Genomic DNA, 23,415 nt, shown 5'->3' with positions numbered 1-23,415 from the left:
GCAATGCTGCCTGCGTGGCGATCGGAATGAACCACCCCCGATCGCGGAGTACATCCCCGACGGCACTCAGGTGCGTTTGGCGGTGCTCACCGATCTGGTCCGCATCGATCTGCGCCAGTGCGCTCGATTTATCCACAGCTGCTTGTGCGCGGCGGTATCGGCGCCGAGGACGAGGAGCAACTGCGCAAACTCGCCAAGCGCACGAACTTCTATCTCGGCGTCGCGGCATCGGTTCCGCTGCTCGGCGTGGCCAGCGCAACCTTCGTCGACGCCGCCGATCTGGATTTGGTGATCGTTTCGGCGCGGGTGCTCAGTGTGGGTGGCATCCTGGCCTTCGTGCTCACCTATCGGTTGTTCCGGATGCTCGAGGCCGATCTGCTGGCCTTGGCGCGCGCGATTCCGCAACGGAAGCGATGACCAGCCCGCGGCCGTTCGGACGGCTGGTCAGCCTTTCCCATATCCACGATCCGGCGACGACGCCGCTGTTCCCCGGTGATCCCGAATTCCGGACCGATACTGTCGCCACCGTCGCGAACGACGGTTACTACCTGCGCTCTATCCAGCAGGGCGAGCACACCGGAACCCATTGGGGCGCACCGATCCACTTCCAGCCCGGCGGGCTGGCCGCGGATGAATTGGACCTCGACGATCTCCTGCTGCCCGCGGTGAAGATCGACGTGCGCGAGCAGTGTGCGCGTGATCGGGATTACGCGATCGATATCGATGATCTGCGGGAGTGGGAGAATCGGCACGGGCGGATACCCGATGGGTCGGCGGTGGTGGCCTGGACCGGATGGGACGAGAAATGGGGGATGCCGGAATTCATCGGAACCGGCGAAAGTGCCGAGCATCAACCAGGATTCGCGGTCGAGACGGTCACATGGCTATTGCGGACCGGGCGGCTGGGGCGGCGTGGGGCGCTCGGCATCGATACGTTCGGACCCGATCTGGGAATCGACGACACCTATGCGGTGTCGAAGCTGCTGTATCGCGAGCATCGAATCAGCTTGGAATGTCTGGCGAATCTCGCCGAACTGCCCGCGACCGGCGCCTGGGTGTTGGTCGGCGGTGCACTCTATAGCGGCGGGTCCGGTTCGCCCGCAACGATATTCGCGGTCATGCCGATCAATGCACCGGCGCGGTGACCGGACTTCGATGCGGCCCCGCCAGTGCCGCCGGGCCGTACGCCAGCACCGTGATCAGCGGCCAGGGGTCAGGTTGGTCCGGCCGCCGGGGGTCAGGTTGCTCTGGCCGCCGGGAGTCAGGTTGCTCTGGCCGCCGGGAGTCAGGTTGCTCTGGCCGCCAGGGGTCAGATTGGTCTGCGGGCCGCACACCAGGTTGGGCCAGGAGCAGGTCGGCAGGTTGGGGTCCTGACCGGCCTGGGCCACGCCGGCCGTCACCAGGCCCACACTCAGCAGGGCGGGTGCCGCGGCGATCGCCAGGGCGCGGGCGAACCGACGGGTCGAGCGCTGGTTGGTGGTCATGTGAGTCTCCTTCGTAGTCGTGTGGCAGGACGGTGACGCTGTCCAGCCTCATCGACAACGGACCGCGCCGAAAGGACACCCAGAGTGCACGGCAATGCACCCTCGAAGTGGTTCGGTCCCACCAGGGTGGGCTTCGGTTCCGGTCAGCTCATGCCCTGATCACGCGCCGCCGTAGACCTTGGGGTCCAGGGTGCCGATGTAGGGCAGATCGCGGTAGCGCTCGGCATAGTCGAGGCCGTAGCCGACGACGAATTCATTCGGGATATCGAAGCCGACGTGCGCGACTTCCACATGAGTGCGTAGCGCGTCCGGCTTGCGCAGCAAGGTGACGACCTCGAGCGAGGCCGGATTGCGGGTGGACAGATTGCGCTTGAGCCAGGACAGCGTGAGACCGGAATCGATGATGTCCTCGACGATCAGCACATTGCGGCCCGCGATGTCCTTGTCCAGATCCTTCATGATGCGCACGACACCGGAGGACGAGGTGGACGAGCCGTAGGAGGAGACGGCCATGAATTCCAACTGGGTGGGAATCGGCAGCGCCTTGGCGAGGTCGGTCATGAAGAAGATCGCGCCCTTGAGCACGCCGACCAGCAGCAGATCCCCCTCCGGGGCGTCGGCCGGATAACGCTTGGCGATCAGCTCGGCCAGCTCCTGAGTTTTGGCCGCGATCTGTTCCTCGGTGATCAACACCGACGCGATGTCGCCCTCGTACACGTCAGTTGGTTTCCCTTCCGGTGTTGTATCTGCGGCGCTCCCGGGGCCCTTCGGGTCACGCTTCGCTACCGCCTTCGGGCCCGTCGCTCGCGCCGCGGGTGTCTCCCCGGCCGTCCATTATGTTTCCCTGGCTCCCTTGAAGACGCAAAGTCAGCCTGCCACGTTCACGCGCGACGACCAACCTGCGTCCCGGCGCTCCACCGCCCACCGCGACGCCGCCCTGCCCGCGCCAGGCGGTAATCAATTCGTCAACCGCCTGGAAATGCTTGTTGGTCAGGGCTTTAGCGCCACCGGCCAGCAACCATGCACGGATCGCGCGGCGGCGCAAGGCGGCGGGGGCAGTGGCGAGGGTCTCGATCGCGAGGGTTGGGCCATTACTCACTGGACCGCTCGCGGCCCGCAATAACTCATCGGCCAGCGCATCCAATACCGCACCGTCATCGCGCAACTGCTCGGCCGTGCGCGCCAGCGCCTCCGCGACCCCACCCCCGAGCACCTCCTCCAACAGCGGCAGCACCTCATTACGCAACCGCACCCTGGTGAACTTCGCCGCCGAATTATGCGGATCCTCGAACGGCGTCAACCCGATATCGGCACACAACTGCCTGGTCACCGCCCGCCGCACACTCAACAGCGGCCGCCCCCACGGATCCGCGAACGCCGCCATGCCCTGGATCGACCGCCCACCCGACCCCCGCCCCAACCCCAACAGCACAGTCTCGGCCTGATCATCGAGCGTGTGCCCGAGTAGCACCGGCAACCCACCTCGCGCCCCGTATAGCGCCGTGTACCGAGCCACCCGCGCCGCCGCTTCCATCCCGCCATCCGCACCGACGTCAACCGCCAGAACATGCGCCGACCGACACCCGAGCGCCAAGGCCGCGGCCGCCGCCTCAGCCGCCACCTTGTCCGATCCCCTCTGCAACTGATGGTCGACGACCAGGGCGTCGACCTGACCTGCCTCGACCACAGCAGCGGCCGTCAATGCCAGCGAATCCGCACCCCCGGACAATGCGACCGCCACATCGCTAGTCGCGCCCGTCGCGTAATCGGCGAGCCACCCCCGCACCGCCCGCCGCACCTCGAGCACCGCCTCGGTCTCGGGCAGCCGCCGCGGATTCCCGGGCCTCGCTCCCGTCGTACGGCTCATACCCGGAGACTACCGAGTGCTGCACGCCGACCTCGTCGCCGAGCCGGAGCCGCCCGTCAGCCCCACGCTGCGATCTTCGCGACGGGCCCCCAGACACGGCCCGCTACCGCGCACTCCTCGTACGCCCCGCCGGGTTGTGCCTCGATCTGGACAAATGTTCACGTGGAAACCACGGCGGCAAACCGCGAGAAGCCCCGCCACTAGTTCCACCTGATCTTGATCGCCGCCGCGTGGTCGGACAGGTCCCACGGCTACCCGAGGACGCGGGTGATCCAGCGTTGCGGATCTTCGATTTCCGCTGGGAGAGGCAAGGTTTCGGGATTGGTCCAGACGGTGTTGAACTGGGTCATACCGACCTGGGCCACTACGGCGTCCACGAATTTCTTGCCGCGGACGTATTGGGCGACCTTGGCGTCCACGCCGAGCAGGGCGCGCAGGAGGCGTTGCAGGGGGTTGGTCGGCTGTTTGCGGCGTTTGTCGAAGGCGGCGCGGATTTGTTCGACAGTGGGGACGACGGCGGGGCCGACGGCGTCCATGACGTGGTCGGCGTGGCCTTCCAGCAGGGTGCCGAGCATCAGCAGGCGGTCCAGGGCCTCGCGTTGCGGTGGAGCTTGAGTGGCGCGAAATAGACCGACGACGCCGCGGGCATTCGGGTCCTCGGAAACGATGCCGCGGCGACGGTCGCGTAACTCGTCGACGAGACGGGAGAGCATATCGGCGAGCGGTTCGTCGCCGACCTCGCCAAGGACATCGACATTGGCGCGCATATATTCGGCCAGCCACGGCGCCGAGGAGAACTGCACCCGGTGCGTCACCTCGTGCAGGCACACCCAGAGGCGGAAGTCGGTCGGCGAGACGCCGAGTGCGCGCTCGACGGCCATGATGTTCGGCGCGACCAGCAGCAGCGTCCCATCCGGTCCGGTGAACGGGTCGTACTGACCGAGGATCGCGGTGGACAGGAAGGCCAGCATCGCACCCGCCTGCACACCCGCGGGTTTCCCGGCGAGCATGCCCTTGTCCAAGGCCTGCCCGGTGCCGGTCAGCTGGGCCATGGAATCCGCGGCCGCAGTGATCCAGCCCGGCCGGTCGACGATCCGGGCCGAAGGCACCGGTTGATCGTCGAGCAGACCGCTCACCGCACGAACCGGCCCCTCCGCCCGCACCGAGGCTTCGGCCAGCTCACCGACCACCTGTTCGGCCGAATACCGCGAGGTACGTGGCCCGGACGGCACCAGCGCGGCGCCGGTGCGCGCGGCCAGCCGCCAATCGACGGCACCGGAAAATCCGGAGCGTCGCCGCTCGGCCGCAGCGTCCGCACCCGAATTCACGGCGGGCACAGCGCCCGATTTATCAGTGCCTCCGAACATGGTCAACCACCCGTCACGAGCATCCACAGTTGCGCAGCGTGCCGGCGATGGCGTCCAATGCGGGCCGACTGAGCTCCGGTGGCCGATCGTTCGACATCAAAGCGAAGGTCAATACTCGCCCTTCGCTATCCAGCACATAACCGACCAACGTGCTCGCCACCGACAGAGTTCCTGTCTTGGCCCGCACCCATCCCGCGCCGCCCCGGTTCTGCATGACATAACGGCTGCTCAGCGACCCCGTCGCACCTCCGACCGGCAGATCATCGAGCAACGGCGCCAGGGTGGTCGCGATGCGATCGGTTTCCGGTTTGGCCTTGGTATTGCTCGGCTGCACAGCATTCGCGCCACTCGGCTTCGCCGCGGTCGCGATGATTTTGTCGAGCAGCCGTGGGGGCACCCGGTCCTCGGTCGACAGGCCGCTGTTATCGCGCATCGAAAGTCCGGTGAGATCGAATCCCGCCTTGCCGAGCGCGGTTTCGAGGGCGGCGACGGCCCCGGTGAACGATGCTTCATTACCGGTCGCGATCGCGATCTCGCGGCCGATGGCCTCGGCGAGCACATTGTCGGAGTGGACCATGGTGTCGCGCAGCCGGTCCCGCAGCGGCGCGGATTGCACGCCGGCCACCTCCGTCGCATCGGCGGCGGCATTGCCGATCCGCACCTTGGCGGGATCGAGTCCGAGTTCGGTGGCCAGGCGCTGCCCGGTCGCCAGCGCCGGAGTCGCGGTGCGCGGCGAATATTCCACCAGCGGATCGAGCCGGCCACCGTCGAGCATCACCGGATCCATCGGCGCGATCGAACCCTCGCCGATATCGACCGGATCCCAGCCGGGGGCCATGGGCGAGCCGGAATACAACGAGGTGTCGACCACGATGGTGTCGACGACATGCCCGGACGCCTTGATCTGCGACACCAGATCCGACAGCCGCGGCCCGTTCGGGTAGTACCCCTTGCCATCGGGCTGCGCGGTCAACGTCGGATCGCCGCCGCCGACCAGCACCAGTTCATTGGGTGCGGAACCGGTGACGACGCGGGTGGTCACCCGATGATCATCGGGCAGGGTGAACAGGGCGGCCGCGGTGGTGAGGATCTTGGCGGTGGACGACGGAATCATCGGCTTATCGGATTCGGCGCTCCACAGCACGGTCGCGGAATCCGCATCGGTGACCTCACCGGCGAACGCGCCGAGGTCGGGATTGGCGACCACCTGTGCGAGCGCGGCGACGACACCGGCCGGAGTCGGCGCCGACGCATTCGAGCGCGCGGGCTCGACCTGCGGAGAAGGTTTGACCGGCGCGGGCGGTGCGGCAATCGTGAGCCCGCCGTGCCGAAATTCCTCGGTCCACGGCTTCAGCGCGATCACCACGCCTGCCGCGACACCGAGCAGCAGGGCCAGTACGAACGCGACGCCGATCCAGATATTGCGGCGTCGCTTGGCGGCCAAGCCACCGATTCTCCTCTTGCTGCCACCCACCACGTGCCCGCCGTCTCTCCGTCTAGTACCGCCCGACCGTCGCACCGTCGCCGGGTCCACCCACCTACCGCACCCAAGTGCCCGCGGACCACACTATCCTCGTTCCGGCACCGTTCCCCCGAACACCTGTCGAGTCGGCGTTCCGACGACCACAACACGACAGTCCGACAGAAGCACCAGTAAGGAGATGGCGTGGAGTTCGACGTCACCATCGAGATCCCCAAGGGTTCTCGGAACAAGTACGAGGTCGATCACGAGACCGGTCGGGTCCGACTCGACCGCTTCCTCTACACGTCCATGGTCTACCCCGCCGACTACGGCTACATCGAGAACACCCTCGGCGAGGACGGCGACCCACTGGACGCACTGGTCCTGCTGCCCGAGCCGGTATTTCCGGGCTGCCTGATCGCGGTGCGTCCGGTCGCGATGTACAAGATGGTCGATGAGGCCGGCGGCGACGACAAAGTACTGTGCGTGCCCGCGGGCGATAAGCGCTGGGACCACATCCAGGACCTGGCCGATGTGCCGGAATTCGATCTGGCCGCGATCAAGCACTTCTTCGAGCGCTACAAGGACCTGGAGCCGGGCAAGTACGTCAAGGGCTCGGAGTGGGTCGGCCGTACCGAGGCCGAGGCCGAGGTGGTGGCCTCGCTCGAGCGGCTAAAGGAGAAGGGCGGCCACTGAGTCGCGTTGGGGCGGTGGGTGATTCGGCCCATTTCCCAACAAAAGGCGGGAAGTCCGGCGTGTTCGGACTTCCCGCTTTTTTATTGCGGCGCGGTACCGCCGTTTCGATGACATCGGACGACACCCGGTGGCAACTGCGCCGCGATCATCCATGGCGAGACCGTGCCGCAGGCACAGTCCGGTCAGTTCGATGTCCGGGTGAAGATCACGAACACCGGGCAGTTCTGCGGGGCCCATCGGGTGGCAGTGCGCTGTCGCAATCTCGATTCGGGAACGCGGTGTATCCGGTTGGACATCGGCTACGGCGTGGGCACGGACGCGACCACTCGGGCGCACATGGGATACCGGGTCGTCGCCCGCGACCATGTCCCCGCGACCATCCTGCGCTCCCGCCTAGACGATTGCCGGAAATTGGCCCATCAGACTCGCATCATCGACGCAGCGGATCACGAACTGCTCCATCCAGCGGCAGCTCGGGGTCGTGATCATGTCGCACCATATCTAGATTTGTGCGACAAAGCCCTGCGTAGCGATGCCAGAGAGGAAGGTCGGCAGCTAGCGGGCACTTGTTCGGCAATCCGATCGTTTTGACTCCATTCCGGGTAAACTCCGGTTTGCTCGGTGGTGTCCGAATAGTCAACGCGATGGAGTGACGATGAACATTTCCGATGGCGTGGTGGACATGATTACCTGGACAGCCGACGCGACGACGGCCGTGGCCGGGGCCGTGGGCGGCGCCGCCGTCAATGGCGTGATCGGCGGCATACAGGGTGTCGCGGATGGCGTGAAGAGCGGGCTGAGCAGCGGTAGCCACTCGGCACCTGCGGCCGCGCTGACCGTGGCGGCAATCGGCGCCGCGGGTTTGGTGGAATGGCCGGTGCTGCTGAGCGTCGGTGGCGCCGCACTGGTGGTCCACCAGATCAATCAGCGGTCGAGCAGCCGCCCGTCGCCCGACGGCGGCGGTCGTCCCGCACGCCTCGAGCCGGTCTCGGAAGGCGACCGAACGCCCCGCCGAGGCGACGAAGATGGGACTACCGCGCAAAAGGCGGCGCCCCGGCCGCGACGCTCGCCGAGTGCGCGTTAGCCGTCCCCGGTGGACCTGAGCCGACTGCTACGGACCTCCGGGTCACTGTCCGTGCGCGCCCTCGAGACAGGTGTGCGGTCCGCTGCGGTTCTCACCGCGGCGGGCGTGGACCTCGCGACCTTGCCGGTGCGCACGATGCCCGCCGGCTGGGTTGTCGAGGCGATCACCGCTGTCACGTCGGAATTGCTCGGCGGTCAGCCGGCACGGCGCCGTTGGCGCGGCGCGGACCGCTGCTGGATCGAAGTACGCGGCCTCTCCGAGCACGAGCCGGACCACGATGCGGGTCCCGCGGTACTCGCTGCCGTGCGCGCCCACCCTGGTGTGATCTCGGCGACCCTCAACTATCCGCTGTCGCGCGTCATCGCCGAGGTGGACGACACGGCGACCGTAGACGAGCTGTGCGACGTAGTGGCGGCTGCCGAAAATCGGCACCCTGAATTCGCGCACACACCGATCGACCTGCCCGCCGACGGCATCGTGCTGGCTGGCAACTTGGTCTCGGCGGCGGTGAATGCCGTCGGGCTGAGTGTCGCGCTGGTCGGCCGGGTGGTCGGTTTGCGGCGGCTGCCGGCAGGGCTCAACGCCGTTGTCGCGCTCGTCGATTACCAGCCTCGGCTGCGTCGCGCCGTCGAACAGCGCCTCGGCAGCAACACCGCGGATACCGCGATCGCGCTCGCCACGGCCGCCGCGAACACCGTCACCCAAGAACCGGCGTCACTGGGCGTCGACATGGTTATCCACCTCGCGAAAGCCGCCGAGACCCGCGCCGCGGCCATCATCTGGCAACGCCGCGAACCCTGGCTCGCGGCGCACGCGACGTGTGTCGACGGCGTCCGGCCCGATGACCGACCAGAGCCGCTGCCACCGGGACCCATTGAGCGCCACGGGGACCGTAGCGGACTGGCGCAGGCGGCCGCACCGGCGATCGGCATTCTCTCCGCCGACCTCGCCACCGCCGCTACCGCCGTCATGGTCGCCGCGCCCAAGGCGGTCCGCACCAGCCGCGAGTCGTTCGCCGCGACACTCGCCCGCGGACTGGCCGACCGGCACGGCGTGCTGCCCTTGCGACCGCAGGTGTTCCGGCGCCTCGACCGGATCGACGCCATTGTGCTCGACCCTCGGGCATTGTGCTGTGACGAACTGCGGGTTGCGCGCATCCGCGACGTGCCCGAGCACGAACAGGTGCTGGTATGGCAGTGGGCACAGGACCAATTGGACCGCGGCGCACTGCAACCCGGGTGGCATCCGGTGGCACGGTCGGTATCCGGCAATGGCGGGCGCAGCACGGTGCTGGTGCGCTACGCCCATCATCCACTGGCGTCGGCGGTACTCGGCGAAGTGCGCCGCAGCGGCGTCGCGCTGGTGTCGGTCGACGTCGACACACTCGGTGACCTGCGCTCGTCCTTCGACGACCTCGATCCGATGAACGGGTCCCTCGACGCGGCGCTCGCCGACACCGTGCACCGGTTGCAGCGGGAGGGTCGAACAGTGGCGATGGTGTCGCGTGCTGCGGCACAGGCGCTGGCCGACGCCGACGTCTCGATCGGTATCGCCGCGCACGGGCCGCCGCCGTGGCACGCCGACGTGCTCGTCGACGACCTGGACAGCGTGTGGCGGATCGTGCACGCGCTGCCCGCGGCCCGTCGAGCCAGTGAACATGGCGTCGAAATCGCTACCGGTGCTTCGCTTTTGGGTGCGTTGCTGATGATTCCCGGGGTACGTGGCCGCGGCTCGGGTCCGGTCACCGCCGGGGCCGCCGCCGGCACATGGACGGGATACCGGCTCGCCCGCGGAGTGCTCACGGCGCCACCGCCGCCGGCCGCGAGCGTGCACGAGTGGCACGCCATGTCCGTCGAACAGGTGCGTCGTGCGCTGCCGCCGCACCCCGCCCAGGCGCATAAGCGCTCGCGGCTGGCCGACGCCGCCCGCCCCGCGCACTCGCTCATCGATCCGGTACGCCGGGCAGTAGGGGATTTTGCCGGCGCGATGCGCGACGAGCTGTCCGACCCATTGATCCCGGTGCTCGCGGTGGGATCGGCCGCCAGCGCGCTGCTCGGCTCACCCGTCGACGCGATCCTGGTCGGGTCGGTGCTCGCAGGTAACGCAGCCCTGGCGGCGGCCCAGCGGATCCGGGCCGAACGGCTGCTGCGGCGACTGCTGACCGCGCAGGACCCACCGGCTCGCAAGCTGGTGGGCGCCGATCGCTACGCGACGGTCCATGCCGCCGACCTGCGCCCTGGAGACGTCATCGAGGTGCGGCCCGGCGAAGTGGTGCCCGCTGACGCGCGGCTCACCCATGCGCTCGATGTGGAAGTCGACGAGTCGTCATTGACCGGGGAGTCGCTGCCGGTGGCCAAGCAAGTCGAGGCCACGCCAGCCGCGCCCGTCGCGGAGCGGGCTTGCATGCTTTTCGCCACCACGACCGCGGTCGCGGGCACCGCGGTCGCGATCGTGACCGGCATCGGTGAGCAGACGCAGGGGCGCCGAACTGCCGCGACTCCGCCCGCGGACGGCCCGGCAACCGGCCTGCAGACCCAGCTCAAGGATCTGACGAACAAGGCGTGGCCGCTCAGCCTTGCCGGCGGCGGACTGGTCACCGCGCTCGGGCTGCTGCGGCACACCGGTCTGCGGCAGGCCATCAGCAGCGGTGTGGCCGTCAGCGTGGCCGCCGTTCCGGAGGGGCTGCCGTTGGTCGCGACGCTGGCTCAGCAGGCGTCGGCGCGGCGATTGACCCGCGCGGGCGCACTGGTGCGCAGTCCGCGATCGGTCGAGGCGCTCGGCCGGGTCGACGTGGTGTGCTTCGACAAGACCGGGACGCTCAGCGAGAACCGGCTGCGGGTGAGCACGGTATACGCCGGGAACGGATTGTCCGACGATGATGTGCTCATCCACGCCGTCCGGGCCACGCCGCGCGCCAACGGCGAGCGTCACGAACATGCCACCGATCGCGCGGTTGCCGAGGCCGGGCGACACCTGGACCGCGGCGGGTCGACGGTGCATCTGCCGTTCCGGTCGGGTCGCCCGTTCTCGGCATCCGTGGGCGGTGCGATGTTGTCGATCAAGGGTGCGCCGGAGGTGGTGCTCGCGGCGTGCGCGGACGCCGACGAGGAGGTGCAGCGGCAGGTGCGCAAGATGGCCGCCGAGGGGCTGCGGGTGATTGCCGTCGCCACCCGGCAGCTTTCGGCGTCGCAGGCGCAATCGGTACGTGACGACGCCGACGTCTTCGCCGAATTGTGCGGTGACCGATTGCGGTTCGCCGGATTGCTCGGCCTGTCGGATACACCGCGCGCAGACGCGACCGAGGTGCTGGCCGAGTTGGCCGACCGGGGTATCGGGGTGCGTGTGATCACCGGTGACCACCCGGTGACGGCCACCGCGATCGCCGCCGCGGTGGGCATGCCCGTCGACGACGATCAGGTGATCAGCGGTCCCGAATGGGAGGCGCTGTCCCGGCGCAATCAGGAACTGGCGGTGCAGAACCGGCGGGTGTTCGCACGGATGTCACCCGAACACAAGGTGCAGATCGTCGAGACGATCCAGCGACTGGGTCACGTGTGTGCCATGGTCGGCGACGGCGCCAACGACGCGGCGGCCATCCGCACCGCAACCGTCGGCATCGGCGTGGTCGCGCACGGCAGCGACCCGGCCCGCATCGCGGCGGACGTCATGCTGCTCGACGGGCGGATCCGCTCGCTGCTGGACGCTCTCGACGAAGGCCGGCAACTGTGGCGGCGGGTGCAGTCGGCGGTGGCCGTGCTGCTCGGCGGTAACGCGGGCGAGGTGGCCTTCGCGGTCGTCGGCACCGCGCTCACCGGCCTGACGCCGCTGAATACCCGCCAATTGCTGCTGGTCAACATCCTCACCGATGCGCTGCCGGCCGCGGCACTTGCCATCAGCCCGCCCAGTGCCGAGCTGCGTTATACCGGCCGGGGGCCCGACCGAGCCGCATTGTGGCGGACGGTGGCGGTGCGCGGTGCGACGACCGCCTCCGCCGCGACGGTCGCGTGGGTGTTGGCGAGGTTGACCGGCCGGCGGCGGCGGGCCTCGACGGTCGCGCTGGTGGCGTTGGTCGCGACGCAGTTGGGGCAGACGCTCATCGACTCGCACAGCCCGCTGGTGGTCTGCACCGCGGCCGGCTCACTGTTGGTGCTCGGCGCGCTGATCAGTACGCCGGGAGTGAGCCAACTGCTCGGCAGCACGCCGCTGGGTCCGGTCGGCTGGTGGCAGGCGTTGTCGACGGCCGCCGTCGCGACCGCCATCGCCGCCATCGCTCCGCGTCTGTTCACCGCGCAGGATCAACAGCGCGAAGATCAGTCGACGATCTCGATGACCCCAAGGCGCCACAACACCGCGTACAACTCGCGCAATGGCACGGTCAATACCTCCGTGAGCGCACCGGTCAACGGATCCGGGCCGACTCCTACACCTCTTGTCTTCACGCCGGACACCATGCGCAAGTCAGGCGTCGAACTCTCGAACACTCCATGACCGGGAGGCAACAGATGGCCGAAAAATCGAGTACGAGCCACCGAAACGCCGTCGATCGGGTGATGGCCGCGCAGGGTTTCGCGGTGGACCTGCCTGTGGTCGGTCGGGTGCGCATGCCCCCGCCCGAGCAATTGGCTTACTACGGTGCACTCGGCGTGCTGGCCGCGGTAGAAATCATCGAATGGCCCGTTGTGCTGATCCTCGCGGCTGGTCATTGTCTGGCGCAGAATCAGCACAATCGCTTCGCCCACCAGCTCGGCGAAGCCCTCGAAGAGGCTTAACCGAACGGGGGCCGGTGCCCAGTGCATTCACAGCGGGCGCCTCGACCCCGGATGCCTGCGACGGCATCCGTCGCAGGCCGCTGCGTACTTCCGCTCGGTGGGCTGACCGGACCATTCCGGGAGGTGTGCAGATCCGAACCGGACGAGCCGGCGAACCGTCGCGCGATTGGGCGCTGGACCGGTTCTACGGCGTTGGCAGGTCGAGTTCGGTCGCAAGCGCTTCCAGCAGCTCGACCTGCTGCTCCGGAGGGGAGGACAGCAGCTGGAGCGCGATGTGCACCTCGTCGACACCGACCGCCGCGGCGCGGTCGAGCTCCCTCAGCACAGCCTCGGTGAAGGCGGTGGGAGAGAGTGGATGACGCGCCGGGATCACGTTCACCACGACGGTGCCGGTGCCGCCGGCCGCTCGGTACCAGCGCAGGTGCACACGGATGGCGTCCCAGTCGACCGCGGTGGTGATGAAGCCGTCTCCGATGCGGGCTGCCCGTTCGATGGTGTGGCGGGTTATTGCGCCGATGAACAGGGGGATGGTGCCTGCGCACGGCTTCGGGCCGACCATGGACAGCGGAATCCGGTAGTGCTCGCCAGCGAACTCCACGGGGTCGGCGGCCCAGCAGGCCCGCATCGCGGCGATGTGCTCGACAAATCCCGCTCCTCTGCGGCTGGCCGGCACGCCCGCGGCGATGAACTCCTCGGGGATGTAGAACGGTGGCAGCCGCGTGCCGCCGCCCTGGCCGATGCCGACATCCAGCCGCCCACCGGACAGCCGGTCGAGTGTGGCCAGTCTGCGGGCCAGGATGATCGGCGGCTGGAAGATCGAGTTCAGGATGCCTGTGGTCACGCGGATCCGCCTGGTGTGCGCGGCCGCCCAGGTCAGCATCTCCAACGAGTCCCAGGCGTGGGACTCGGGCAGGCCCGCATCGTTGTTCCAGTGCGGTCCGGTGGGGATGAGCAGCCGATCGCTGGCGGATACCGCGTGGAATCCGAGCCGCTCCGTCGCCTGGGCCACTGCGACGACGGCGTCGGGGCCGGCGTACGGGTCGAGATACGGGAGGTTGACGCCGATGCGTGGCAGGTTCATTCCTATACTCCGGTGATCGCCGTTGGGTACGGAACGCCCAGGTGAGGCGTTCCTCGGGAGAGGGTCGGAGCTGGCGGAAGATTCTTGCGGTCCGGCAGCGCAAGAATGCGCCACCGGCTCCGACTGTGTGGTGAACGGCGCCTAAGGGGGCGCTGTCCAACCATCGAAGGGAGACGCCATGAAGTTCTTGTTGATCATGCACAGCAACCCACAGATCTGGGACGCGCTGACCGAGGATGAGCGCAACGAGGTGATGAGCGGCCACGGCGCGTTCATGGAGACAGTCACGAAGTCCGAGGAGCTGATCAGCACCACCGCGCTGGCCGACCCGTCGCAGAGCGCTGTGGTCAGGGTCCGAGGCGGCGTCCCGGCGGTAACGGACGGGCCCTATCTCGAGGCCAAAGAGTACCTCGGCGGTTACTACCTGGTGGAATGCGATAGTCGGGACCGTGCGCTGGAGCTTGCCGCGCTTATCCCGGACGCCGGCGTCGAGGGCCTCGGCATCGAGGTGCGACCGGTGATCTTCGCGGGAACGGCCGCCGACTGAGCCCGCGATGAAGTTCCTGCTGAATCTCTATCAGAGCGCCGCGGCCCTACCGGAAGACGGATTCGATCACGAGCAGTTCCTCGCCGCAGCCGAACAGGCAGGAGAGCTGATCAGCGGTCACGTGTTCGCCGATCCGTCCATCAGCGCCGTCGTACGGTTTCGACACGGCGTGATGACGGTGACCGACGGTCCATATCTGCAGAGCCCGGATCATGTCGCCGGCCAGTACCTGGTCGACTGCGAGAGCCGCGAGCGCGCCCTGGAACTGGCCGCCCTGATACCGGGCGGTCGAACCGGTGGTGTGGAGGTGCGACCGTTGATGGACTCGGCCGGGATGGAGATGTGAGCACGTCCGAACGCCTCGAGGACCTGCTGCGCGAATTGGTGCCGCAGGTCCTCGGCGTGCTCCTGCGCCGCTATGGCGGGTTCGAGGAATGCGAGGACGCGGTCCAGGAGGCGTTGCTCGCCGCCGCGACGCAGTGGCCCGCCGACGGCATCCCGGAGAACCCGCGGTCCTGGCTGGTCACCGTTGCCGCCCGGCGCCTGGTCGATCAGGTACGCAGCGAGCAGTCCCGCCGCCGCCGGGAGGTCACCGCAGCGGTGCGGCAGACACCGGACACCGACCTCGCGCCGCCGCCCGGCGACGAAAGTACCGGCGACCAGGACGACACGCTCGCGTTGTTCTTCCTGTGCTGTCTTCCGGTACTGACGCCCGCCTCTCAGGTTGCCCTCACGCTACGTGTCGTTGGCGGGCTCAGCACCGCCGAGGTCGCGCGGGCCTTCCTGGTGCCCGAGGCCACCATGGCGCCGCGGATCAGCCGCGCCAAGCAGCGGATAAGGGCCGCCAGAGCGCCGTTTGCGATGCCGAGCGCCCAGGAATGGGCCGAACGGCTGGACGCCGTCCTGCACGTGCTCTACCTGATCTTCAACGAGGGCTACACCGCCAGTTCCGGGCCCGACCTGCACCGCGCCGAACTCACCACTGAAGCGATCCGGCTCACCCGCATGCTGCACCGGTTCTTGCCGGATGACGGTGAAGTCGCCGGGCTGCTGGCGCTGATGCTGCTGACCGACGCCCGCGGTTCGGCCCGCACCGGCCGAGACGGCGCCCTCATACCGCTGGCCGAGCAGGACCGGAACCGGTGGGATGCCGCCATGATCGAGGAGGGCACCGCGCTGGTCACCGCCGCCATGTCCGCCTCGCCTCTCGGCCCCTACCAGCTTCAGGCGGCAATCGCCGCACTGCACGTCCAGGCGTCGCGGGCCGAGGACACCGACTGGGAACAGATCTGCATCCTGTACGGAATTCTCCGCCGGATCGCGCCGAACCCGATGGTCACGCTGAATTACGCCGTCGCGGTCGCGATGACCCGCGGCCCCCGGGCCGGACTCGAACTGCTGGAAACACTGGACAGCGATTCCCGGCTCGCCGGCCACCATCGCCTCTACGCCGTTCGCGCCCATTTGCAGGAGCTGACCGGCGACCACGCTGCCGCTCTAGCGAATTACCGGCTAGCGGCCCGGCGCACCACGAGCATCCCCGAACAGCGCCACCTTCGGGACAGGGCGGGCGAGTTGGACCGACAGCGTCCGAGTCGATATCCCTCGGCCGAGGTGTCGGCCTTCGAGACCGACGCGCGGGCGATGGCACATCTGATCGAGGAGAGCGAGGTGGTAGGCGTGAACGCCGAGCTTCCGAAGTTGATCAAGACGATGGCCGACCGCTCGATCGCCACCGGACACAGTGAGGAGCAGTATCCCGGAACTGGCGGACGGCCACGCCCATGGAGCCACGGCCGCAACGACGTGCTGGCCGCTGCCGATGACCCGAACAGCGACCGAACTGATATGAGCTGAGTCACAATTCGCTGCCTGGGTCGGTCCCGATGTCGAAACCTCCGCAGCCCGTTCGAGGAGTACTCGAGCGGCATCCCGGAAGACATCGAGGAGATGACATGCCCAACGTTCGCACCGATATGACGGTCTCATTGGATGGCTACATCTGTGGGCTCGCCGCGCAGCAGCCTCCCTACCTGGACAAGGGGTTCTTTCGGATCACCGAATGGGCTGTCGTGCACCAGGCGTGGCGTGAACGCGCGGGGTTCGACGGCGGATTGCAAGGCGCCGACGACGCACTGCTGAAGGAGATGTTCGAGCAGGCCGGCGCGTATGTGATGGGTCGGAGGATGTTCGATTCCGGGGAGGAGCCGTGGGGCGAGTCCCCACCGTTCCATGCACCCGTGTTCGTCGTCACCCATCGCGAGCGGGAACCGCTGATCCGTAAGGGCGGCACGACTTTCCATTTCGTCACCGACGGCGTGGCGGGCGCGATCAAGCGCGCGAAGGCCGCCTGTGGTGAGCGGAATGTGCATATCAGCGGCGGCGCGACGATCGTGCAGCAGGCGATCGCCGAGGGGCTGCTCAACGAGATGCACGTGCACATTGCACCGGTCTTGCTCGGGCAGGGCACCCGGCTGTTCGAGCAACTGCCCGACACCATGATCGAACTGGACCGATTCCATGTCCTCGATTCACCCGCCGTCACCCACCTCGGTTTCCGGTTCCCCGCCGCCTGACCGCAACCATCGAAAGGCACGAGTCCATGACCAGTCCCGCCCTGACCGCCGTCCATTCCCCCGACGGCAGCACGATCGCCGTCGAAACCATCGGCTCCGGCACACCGGTGATCCTCATCGGCGGCGCGTTCAACGATCGCTCGACCGTTGCCGCGCTCGCCTCGACCCTGGCCCCGCACGTCACCGCGGTCAGCTACGACCGCCGCGGCCGTGGCGGTAGCACCGATGTCCGCGGCGACTTTGCCGTCCAATCCGAAATCGACGATCTAGCAGCCGTGATCGAGCATGTGGGCGGCGCCGCGCACGTGTTCGGTCATTCGACCGGTGCCGCTCTGGCTTTGGAAGGCGTGCTACGCGGGCTGCCGATCGACAAGGTCGCCGTGTACGAGATGCCCGCGGTGGTCGACGGCAATCGCGCGGCGCCGCCGGCCGACGTCTTCGATCGGCTCGTCGCCCGAATTGCTTCCGGTGACTACGACGGCGCGGCCGAACTGTTCCTCACCGAGCAAGTCGAGGTGCCCGCGCCGATCGTTGCCGATATGCGTAAGGCACCGGTGTGGGAATTCCTACGCGCCCAGGCCAACAGCTTGCCCTACGACCTCGCCGTATCCGGTCCTCAGATGCGTCTGCAATCCGACCGCTACGCCACGATCACCATCCCGGCGCTGGTCGTCAACGGCGATCAGACCTGGCCCTGGATCCAGACCGCGAACCAGGCCTTGGCCGCCGCCATCCCGGGCGCACGCCGGGTAGTCGTGCCCGGTGCCGATCACGAAATCCTCGGCCAGCCCGAACTGCTCGAGCCATTGCTGCTCGACTTCTTCGGCTGAGCAGGCGCGCGGTACTCATATACCTGCGTGACGATTTCCCGCACATTCCGTTCCCGAACCGCTGCGCGCTGCCAAACGGGATGCTCGAGCCGGGCGAACTCCATCCACCTGCCTGGAGTCTGCCACCGCGGTGTCCACCGATCGGTGGACACCGAGTTCCATCGGTCGAGCCTGCTGCCCGCGGGGTGGCGGCGACGAGTATTCGAGTATGCAGAGACGTCCGACCGGTTTGGCCCGCTGGAGTATTCGGCACCCATGGCAGGCAGTGGGTGGGTGGCTGTTGTTTGTGTTGCTGTGCATCGCCATCGGGGTGGCAGTCGGCGGGAATTCCGCGACCACCAAGGATTTCTGGATCGGTGAGGCGGGCCGGGGTGAGGCGATGGCCACTGAAGGGGGCCTGCAGCAGCATCCGCTGGAACGGGTGCTGATCACCGCCGGGCCGGGCACCGACCAGCTCGATCCGGCTGCCGCGCAGTATGCGGCGCGCGCGATCACCGATCGCATGCGGGCCCTGCCCGAGGTGGAATCCGTTGCTGCGCCGGTATATTCGGAAGACGGCCAGGCGCTGCGCGTGGACATCACGATGCGCGGCGGCGAGCTCGACGGCAGTAAGCATGTCGAGCGATTGCGGGCGCAGACCGATGCGGTGCAGAACGAATTCCCGGCTCTTCGGGTGGAGGAGACCGGCGGCCCCTCGATCAGTCACGGGGTGGATGAGCTGCGCGGAAAGGATCTGTCGCGAACCGAGCTGATCGCGATACCGATCACGTTGCTCACGCTGCTACTGGTGTTCCGATCGGTGGCGCTGGCTCTGGTGCCACTGGCGCTGGCGATTTCGGCGATCGTCGCGGCTATCGGTCTGTCGCTACCGGCATCACACCTGGTGCCCGACAATGGCATCGGGACAAATATCATTCTGCTGATCGGTATGGCGGTCGGCGTCGATTACACGCTGTTTTTCCTGAAACGCGAACGTGAGGAGCGAGCGCGGAACGGACGGCTCGATGCGACGGCGCTGGTATCCCTGGCGGCGGCCACCTCGGGCCGTGCGGTGGTGGTGTCGGGGCTGGCGGTCGCGGCCTCCAGCGCCACCATGTACCTCGCCGATGATGTGATCTTCTCTTCCATCGGCACCGCCACCATCCTGGTCACCCTGGTCGCAGTGCTCAGCTCGCTGACCGTGCTGCCTGCTCTGCTGACCGTGCTCGGCACCAGGGCCGACCGCCGGGCCGCCCATAGGCACCACAGGACACCGAATCCCCGACCGGGCCGGATCAGCGCGGCCATGCTGCGCCCGGCCACCCGGCATCCGGTCGCCACCCTGGTGGTCGCGGTACTCGCCATGCTCGCCGCGGGCGCGCCACTGCTCGGCCTCGAGCTGACCGATATGGGCCGGGAGACCCATCCGCGCGTCATCCCGGCCATGCAAACCTACGACCGGCTGAATCAGTCCTTCCCGCAACTGAAGTCGATGCACCAGGTGGTGGTGGTCGCCGAGCCCGATCGGGCGGGCGAGGTGACCGGCGCGCTGCTCGAACTGGCCCGCCGCGCACAGGCGGACCCGGCACTCGCGGGCACAGCCGACCTGCGCACCTCACCGGACCAGCGGGTCAGCCTGCTCGAACTGGCGGTGCCGCACTATGTCAGCGAGGACGCGGCAAAGAAGTCGCTGGAACGACTGCGCGGTACATACGTCCCGGAAACCGTCGGCGCACTGTCCGATGCCGAGTCGGCGGTGACCGGCGATATCGCCCGCTCCGCCGATTACCCCGAGCATCAGAAGCAGCAACTGCCACTGGTCATCGGCGCTCTCCTGCTGGTGACCTTTCTACTGACGATATGGGCTTTCCGGTCGGTGGTGCTCGGCCTGATCGGCGTGGTGCTCAACCTGCTCTCCGCCGCCGCCGCGCTCGGCCTGCTGACCCTGACCTTCCAGCACACTTGTGCCGAGGGCCTGCTCGATTTCACCTCGACCGGCACCATCGGCTCGCGCGTGCCGCTACTGCTGTTCGTGATCCTGTTCGGGCTGTCGATGGACTACCAGGTGTTCGTGATCAGCCGGATCGCCGAGGCGGTGCGCGCGGGAATGCCCACCCGCCGGGCGGTGCTCGACGGTATCGGTGGTTCGGCGAGTGTGGTCAGCAGCGCCGCCATGGTGATGGTGACGGTCTTCGCGGCCTTCATCCCACTGCACATCATCGAGATGAAGCAGATGGGGTTCGCGCTGGCGGTGGCGGTGCTACTCGATGCGTTCGTGATCAGGATGCTGATCCTGCCCGCACTGCTGCTGGTGCTCGGTGATCGCTGCTGGTGGCCGAAACGTCCGGTAACCGCCGCCGACAGCCCAGCCGATCGCGCACACGCAACCGTAGGCTGAAGGAAATGGACCAACTGCCACCGCTGCATTCACCTACCCCGTCGGCTCCGCCTCCTGCCATCCCCCAGCGGACGCGCGCGCTGCTCCGATGGTATGTGGCGACGTGGGTGGTATTCGGTCTGTGCCCGCCGGTGGTCGCGGTACTGGACCGCGGCGTCGCGACGGAGGTCGGCACGATCGCGTTGGTGAGTGCGCTGGCCGCCGCTTACTCAGCGCTGACGTTACTGCCCCGCAATCCGCTGGTGCACCAAGGCACCTTCCTGGCTTTGCTCATCGTGGCGCTCGGCGTGCTGTCCTGTCTGTTGGAGGGCGGCGCGGCGTTCTACATCGTGTCGCTGCCGATGTTCTGGATCCATACCTCGGGCCCGCGACCGGCGGCGGCCTACACCGTCGCCGGTGGCGTTGCCAGCTTGGCCGGTGCCGTGATCAGGCAGGACTTCGTCACCGGCAATGTCGCCTTCACGTTCCTCGGCTGTGTGGGCGGCCTGCTGATCGGGCTGTGGATGTACCGGGTTGTCCGGCACAGTGACGAGCGGGCCCGCCGGTTGAGCGCAGAGCTCGCGCAGACACGGGCCCGGCTGGCCGAGGCACATCAACGCCAGGGTGCCACCGAGGAACGCGCGCGAATCGCCAGGGAAATCCACGATACCCTCGCCCAGGGCTTGGCCTCTATCGTCGTGCTGGCGCAGGCGGCACGCGAGGGGCTCGACACCGCACCGGACCGGGCGGCCGAGCAACTGCGCTCCATCGAACGCACCGCCCGCGAAAACCTCACCGAGGCACGCATTCTGGTGAGCGCCGAGCCACACGCCGGGGTTGCCGCCGCTGCTCTCGCGGAGTTGCTGCGCCGCACGGTCGACCGCTTCCGGGAGGACACCGGGCTCACCGTCCACGCCGAACTCGACGACGTGGACTGCGACCAGCCGACCCGGATCGCCCTGCTGCGCTGCACCCAGGAAACGCTGGCCAATGTGCGCAAGCATGCCGCGGCAAGCACAGTGGGTGTGGTACTGACCCGTTCGCCGCACGGCATCGAGCTCGAAATCACCGATGATGGAAGCGGTTTCAGCCCGGCCGAGGCGCACGGGTTCGGCCTGCACGGTATGCGCCAACGCCTGGCCGAACTCGGCGGGCAACTCACCGTCACCAGTGCACCCGGCGCGGGCACCCGGATCATGGCCTCCGCCCCCGCACCCGAGGAACTCTCGAAATGACCGAAAGGCCAACGCGGATAATCATTGCCGACGATCACACGGTGATGCGCGCCGGCGTAATCGCCCTGCTCGCCGCGGAACCGAGCATCAGCATTATCGGTGAGGCGGATGACGGCCGCGGCGCGGTCGAACTCGTCGATCGGCTCGAACCCGATGTGGCACTGCTGGATCTGCGCATGCCGGTGCTGGATGGTGTGGCCGCCACCGCCGAAATCGCCCGGCGTGGCCGCACCAGGGTACTGATTCTCACCACCTTCGATACCGACGCGGAAATCGAACGGGCGGTCGAGGCTGGCGCCATCGGCTACCTGCTCAAGGACACCTCCCGCGAACAGCTGGTCGCCGCCATCCATGCTGCCGCCCGCGGCGAAACCGTACTCTCACCGCGGGTCGCCCAACGCCTGATGGCTCGCCTGCGCCAACCCACACAGCCCGCACTCACCGCACGGGAAACAGATGTCCTCAACGCGGTGGCCGACGGCCTGTCCAATTTCGAAATAGGCAAACGACTCGTTATCGCCGAAGCCACCGTAAAAACCCATCTGCTCCGCATTTTCGCCAAACTCGATGTCAGTGACCGCACCCACGCCGTCGTCGTCGCCCTCGAACGTGGCCTACTCATCCGCGACAGCACCGGCTGACCGTGCCCGTCGATCGGGCTCCATGGGCAAACCAGTTCAAGCCCTCGTGTACACCGTCTCAACCTGGCGGGCGAACCGCTGCCCTACGCCACTGCTCAGTACGCCGAGCGGATCCTGGGCTGGGAATGCTCGACCAGCAAGGCGACCGCGTTCGTGGCTCGCGGGCTGGCGGAAACAGTCCTGGAAGTGACGGAATCGCCATAACCCCTCCCTCGCACGGGAAAAGCCGATTTCGCCACTCACCAGCTCAAACGATCAGTTTCTACACAGTCCGCTCAGAGCTGGCAGGTTGGGCTGGGGTTAACCAGCCAGCAGAGGATCGATCCGCCGGCGGACCCGCTGCCGGCCGAGCCGGTGCCACCGGACCCGACCGGAGACGCCGCGGCGGGCGTGGGTGCGGGGTCGAGGGATAAGGGATCCGCCGAGGCGGTAGCGCCGCTGGCGACGAGGGCGACGCCGACCGCAACAGTGCCGAGGGTGATGCGAATCGAGTTGCGCGACAAGCGATATCTCATGTGTGGGTTCCTCACTGGATCAAGGTAACTGTGGATCTGGCAGCCCGATCGGACCGACCGAGATACTGTCGAAAAACAACTTCGGTTCGTTACAGGACCGAGATCCTGTGACGTGGATAGCCGCTAGGGAATGAACTGTCCGATTGGGGGTCGGGGATCGGTGGATGGCGGGCAGCGAACCGCGGAGTTCGCACGCTTGACCTTGACCCGAGGTCAAGGTGCACGCTATCCGGCTGTCGATCGGGATGCACGTCGGCGTGACCGGATATCTCGGGGCTTGCCTATCGAACTATGCTGTGCTGGAACAACTCTCGGGTTATCGTTACCGAATCTCTACCGATGTGGCCGCTAACGTGTTTCGCGATGAAGCCGACTATCTGGGCATGAGCCTGAAAAGAGTTCTTGTTAATCGGTTTTCGGTTCGGACCTGGGTGATCGCGGCGGCGACGGTCGGCGCGGTCATCGGATTGACCGGGCCCGCCGCGGCCGGTACCGGGGACCCTTCCGTCCCGTTCACCCCGACCGTGACGCGGATTCCCGGCACGAACTGCGCCGCGATCATCAATGCCTCGACCACGCCCCAGCCGAGGTCGGGTGAGTTCGCCGTCAAGGTGTCGATCACCCGCACCGGCGAGTCCTGCGGAGCCTTTCGTATCGCCGTGCGGTGGCGGAACCTGGATTCCGGGAGCACCGGCGGACAGTCGGACCGTGTCGATGAGAACGGTGTCCTCGAGCAGCCGGATGGTGTGATCACCGGCATGGGTATGGGGCCGGGACCTGGTCGGGTCGAGGTTTCGATCGACCCGACCGACGAAAGTTATCCCCAACGCAATGATCTGGAGCATATCGCGGGCAAGGTGACGGTCAATCTCGGCTGAGTGACCACCACCCCAGACGCATCAACA

22 protein-coding genes and 1 pseudogene are annotated in these 23,415 nt (G+C 67.5%); 15 read left to right on the top strand and 8 right to left on the bottom strand.

The genetic code is table 11. The features are described from left to right. Nucleotides 1-117 precede the first annotated feature (117 nt). Together AB0L63_RS13715 and AB0L63_RS13710 are read left to right on the top strand one after the other, a co-directional pair. Nucleotides 118-417 carry a hypothetical protein gene (locus AB0L63_RS13715; RefSeq protein ID WP_364499361.1) on the top strand — a complete coding sequence of 100 codons (300 nt, stop codon included), beginning with the start codon at nucleotides 118-120 and terminating at the stop codon, nucleotides 415-417. After that, a complete protein-coding gene (locus tag AB0L63_RS13710) occupies nucleotides 414-1,145 on the top strand; it encodes a cyclase family protein (protein ID WP_364499359.1) in 732 nt (243 codons plus the stop codon). The genes AB0L63_RS13715 and AB0L63_RS13710 overlap by 4 nt, the downstream gene beginning before the upstream one ends. Before the next feature lie 54 nt (nucleotides 1,146-1,199). Here the strand turns inward: AB0L63_RS13710 and AB0L63_RS13705 are convergent, their stop codons facing one another. From AB0L63_RS13705 to dacB, 5 genes are all read right to left on the bottom strand, one after another. Next, the gene (locus AB0L63_RS13705; RefSeq protein WP_364499356.1) at nucleotides 1,200-1,484 is read right to left on the bottom strand and encodes a hypothetical protein; all 285 of its coding nucleotides are present in this window, start codon (nucleotides 1,482-1,484) and stop codon (nucleotides 1,200-1,202) included. Nucleotides 1,485-1,643: 159 nt separating this feature from the next. Further along, on the bottom strand, nucleotides 1,644-2,201 hold the full coding sequence (gene hpt / locus AB0L63_RS13700) for a hypoxanthine phosphoribosyltransferase (protein WP_364499354.1): 558 nt from the start codon (nucleotides 2,199-2,201) through the stop codon (nucleotides 1,644-1,646). Nucleotides 2,202-2,256: 55 nt separating this feature from the next. Continuing rightward, the gene (tilS, locus tag AB0L63_RS13695; RefSeq protein ID WP_364499351.1) at nucleotides 2,257-3,351 is read right to left on the bottom strand and encodes a tRNA lysidine(34) synthetase TilS; all 1,095 of its coding nucleotides are present in this window, start codon (nucleotides 3,349-3,351) and stop codon (nucleotides 2,257-2,259) included. 251 nt (nucleotides 3,352-3,602) lie between these two features. Continuing rightward, the gene (locus AB0L63_RS13690) at nucleotides 3,603-4,718 is read right to left on the bottom strand and encodes a zinc-dependent metalloprotease (protein ID WP_364499348.1); all 1,116 of its coding nucleotides are present in this window, start codon (nucleotides 4,716-4,718) and stop codon (nucleotides 3,603-3,605) included. Nucleotides 4,719-4,731: 13 nt separating this feature from the next. After that, a complete protein-coding gene (gene dacB / locus AB0L63_RS13685) occupies nucleotides 4,732-6,171 on the bottom strand; it encodes a D-alanyl-D-alanine carboxypeptidase/D-alanyl-D-alanine-endopeptidase (RefSeq protein ID WP_364500177.1) in 1,440 nt (479 codons plus the stop codon). A 213-nt stretch (nucleotides 6,172-6,384) separates the two neighbouring features. On the opposite strand from dacB, the gene AB0L63_RS13680 reads away from it, so the two are divergent. The 3 genes and pseudogenes from AB0L63_RS13680 to AB0L63_RS13670 all read left to right on the top strand — a co-directional run. Continuing rightward, nucleotides 6,385-6,876: an inorganic diphosphatase gene (locus AB0L63_RS13680; RefSeq protein WP_364499346.1), complete on the top strand. Its 492-nt coding sequence runs from the start codon at nucleotides 6,385-6,387 to the stop codon at nucleotides 6,874-6,876. 655 nt (nucleotides 6,877-7,531) lie between these two features. Beyond that, nucleotides 7,532-7,960, top strand: coding sequence for a hypothetical protein (locus AB0L63_RS13675; protein WP_364499343.1), 429 nt, complete (start codon nucleotides 7,532-7,534; stop codon nucleotides 7,958-7,960). Between the two features lie 135 nt (nucleotides 7,961-8,095). After that, nucleotides 8,096-12,220, top strand: a pseudogene (locus AB0L63_RS13670) (cation-translocating P-type ATPase); the annotation flags it as partial. A gap of 50 nt (nucleotides 12,221-12,270) precedes the next feature. Here the strand turns inward: AB0L63_RS13670 and AB0L63_RS13665 are convergent. Next, on the bottom strand, nucleotides 12,271-12,411 hold the full coding sequence (locus tag AB0L63_RS13665) for an Rv1535 domain-containing protein (protein WP_364500174.1): 141 nt from the start codon (nucleotides 12,409-12,411) through the stop codon (nucleotides 12,271-12,273). Between the two features lie 51 nt (nucleotides 12,412-12,462). Between AB0L63_RS13665 and AB0L63_RS13660 the strand changes: the two genes are divergently transcribed. Beyond that, the gene (locus AB0L63_RS13660) at nucleotides 12,463-12,729 is read left to right on the top strand and encodes a hypothetical protein (RefSeq protein WP_364499341.1); all 267 of its coding nucleotides are present in this window, start codon (nucleotides 12,463-12,465) and stop codon (nucleotides 12,727-12,729) included. A 184-nt stretch (nucleotides 12,730-12,913) separates the two neighbouring features. On the opposite strand, the gene AB0L63_RS13655 is transcribed toward AB0L63_RS13660, so the two are convergent. Then, nucleotides 12,914-13,810: a TIGR03619 family F420-dependent LLM class oxidoreductase gene (locus AB0L63_RS13655; protein ID WP_364499338.1), complete on the bottom strand. Its 897-nt coding sequence runs from the start codon at nucleotides 13,808-13,810 to the stop codon at nucleotides 12,914-12,916. 178 nt (nucleotides 13,811-13,988) lie between these two features. On the opposite strand from AB0L63_RS13655, the gene AB0L63_RS13650 reads away from it, so the two are divergent. The 8 genes from AB0L63_RS13650 (at nucleotide 13,989) to AB0L63_RS13615 (ending at nucleotide 21,995) form a co-directional block, all read left to right on the top strand. Continuing rightward, nucleotides 13,989-14,357, top strand: coding sequence for a YciI family protein (locus AB0L63_RS13650; RefSeq protein WP_364499335.1), 369 nt, complete (start codon nucleotides 13,989-13,991; stop codon nucleotides 14,355-14,357). Nucleotides 14,358-14,364: 7 nt separating this feature from the next. Next, nucleotides 14,365-14,703, top strand: a complete 339-nt coding sequence (locus tag AB0L63_RS13645; protein ID WP_364499332.1) for a YciI family protein — start codon at nucleotides 14,365-14,367, stop codon at nucleotides 14,701-14,703. Then, the gene (locus tag AB0L63_RS13640; protein ID WP_364499329.1) at nucleotides 14,700-16,214 is read left to right on the top strand and encodes a sigma-70 family RNA polymerase sigma factor; all 1,515 of its coding nucleotides are present in this window, start codon (nucleotides 14,700-14,702) and stop codon (nucleotides 16,212-16,214) included. The genes AB0L63_RS13645 and AB0L63_RS13640 overlap by 4 nt, the downstream gene beginning before the upstream one ends. Before the next feature lie 98 nt (nucleotides 16,215-16,312). After that, entirely contained in the window at nucleotides 16,313-16,933 is a 621-nt protein-coding gene (locus tag AB0L63_RS13635; protein WP_364499326.1) for a dihydrofolate reductase family protein, read from the top strand. Between the two features lie 26 nt (nucleotides 16,934-16,959). Beyond that, a complete protein-coding gene (locus AB0L63_RS13630; protein ID WP_364499323.1) occupies nucleotides 16,960-17,763 on the top strand; it encodes an alpha/beta hydrolase in 804 nt (267 codons plus the stop codon). Between the two features lie 208 nt (nucleotides 17,764-17,971). Beyond that, entirely contained in the window at nucleotides 17,972-20,140 is a 2,169-nt protein-coding gene (locus AB0L63_RS13625; RefSeq protein ID WP_364499320.1) for an MMPL family transporter, read from the top strand. 95 nt (nucleotides 20,141-20,235) lie between these two features. Continuing rightward, on the top strand, nucleotides 20,236-21,354 hold the full coding sequence (locus AB0L63_RS13620) for a sensor histidine kinase (RefSeq protein ID WP_364499317.1): 1,119 nt from the start codon (nucleotides 20,236-20,238) through the stop codon (nucleotides 21,352-21,354). Beyond that, the gene (locus AB0L63_RS13615; protein WP_364499315.1) at nucleotides 21,351-21,995 is read left to right on the top strand and encodes a response regulator transcription factor; all 645 of its coding nucleotides are present in this window, start codon (nucleotides 21,351-21,353) and stop codon (nucleotides 21,993-21,995) included. The genes AB0L63_RS13620 and AB0L63_RS13615 overlap by 4 nt, the downstream gene beginning before the upstream one ends. Nucleotides 21,996-22,270: 275 nt before the next feature. Here the strand turns inward: AB0L63_RS13615 and AB0L63_RS13610 are convergent, their stop codons facing one another. Next, on the bottom strand, nucleotides 22,271-22,510 hold the full coding sequence (locus AB0L63_RS13610; protein ID WP_364499312.1) for a hypothetical protein: 240 nt from the start codon (nucleotides 22,508-22,510) through the stop codon (nucleotides 22,271-22,273). A gap of 383 nt (nucleotides 22,511-22,893) precedes the next feature. Here AB0L63_RS13610 and AB0L63_RS13605 point away from each other — a divergent pair, with 383 nt between their 5' ends. Beyond that, nucleotides 22,894-23,388, top strand: coding sequence for a hypothetical protein (locus tag AB0L63_RS13605; protein ID WP_364499308.1), 495 nt, complete (start codon nucleotides 22,894-22,896; stop codon nucleotides 23,386-23,388). Nucleotides 23,389-23,415: the final 27 nt, after the last annotated feature.

This window comes from Nocardia sp. NPDC051990, assembly GCF_040680755.1.
GTDB lineage: Bacteria > Actinomycetota > Actinomycetes > Mycobacteriales > Mycobacteriaceae > Nocardia.
The sequence above is the reverse complement of the archived record's forward strand: the minus strand, read 5'-3'. Positions and strand labels throughout refer to the sequence as shown.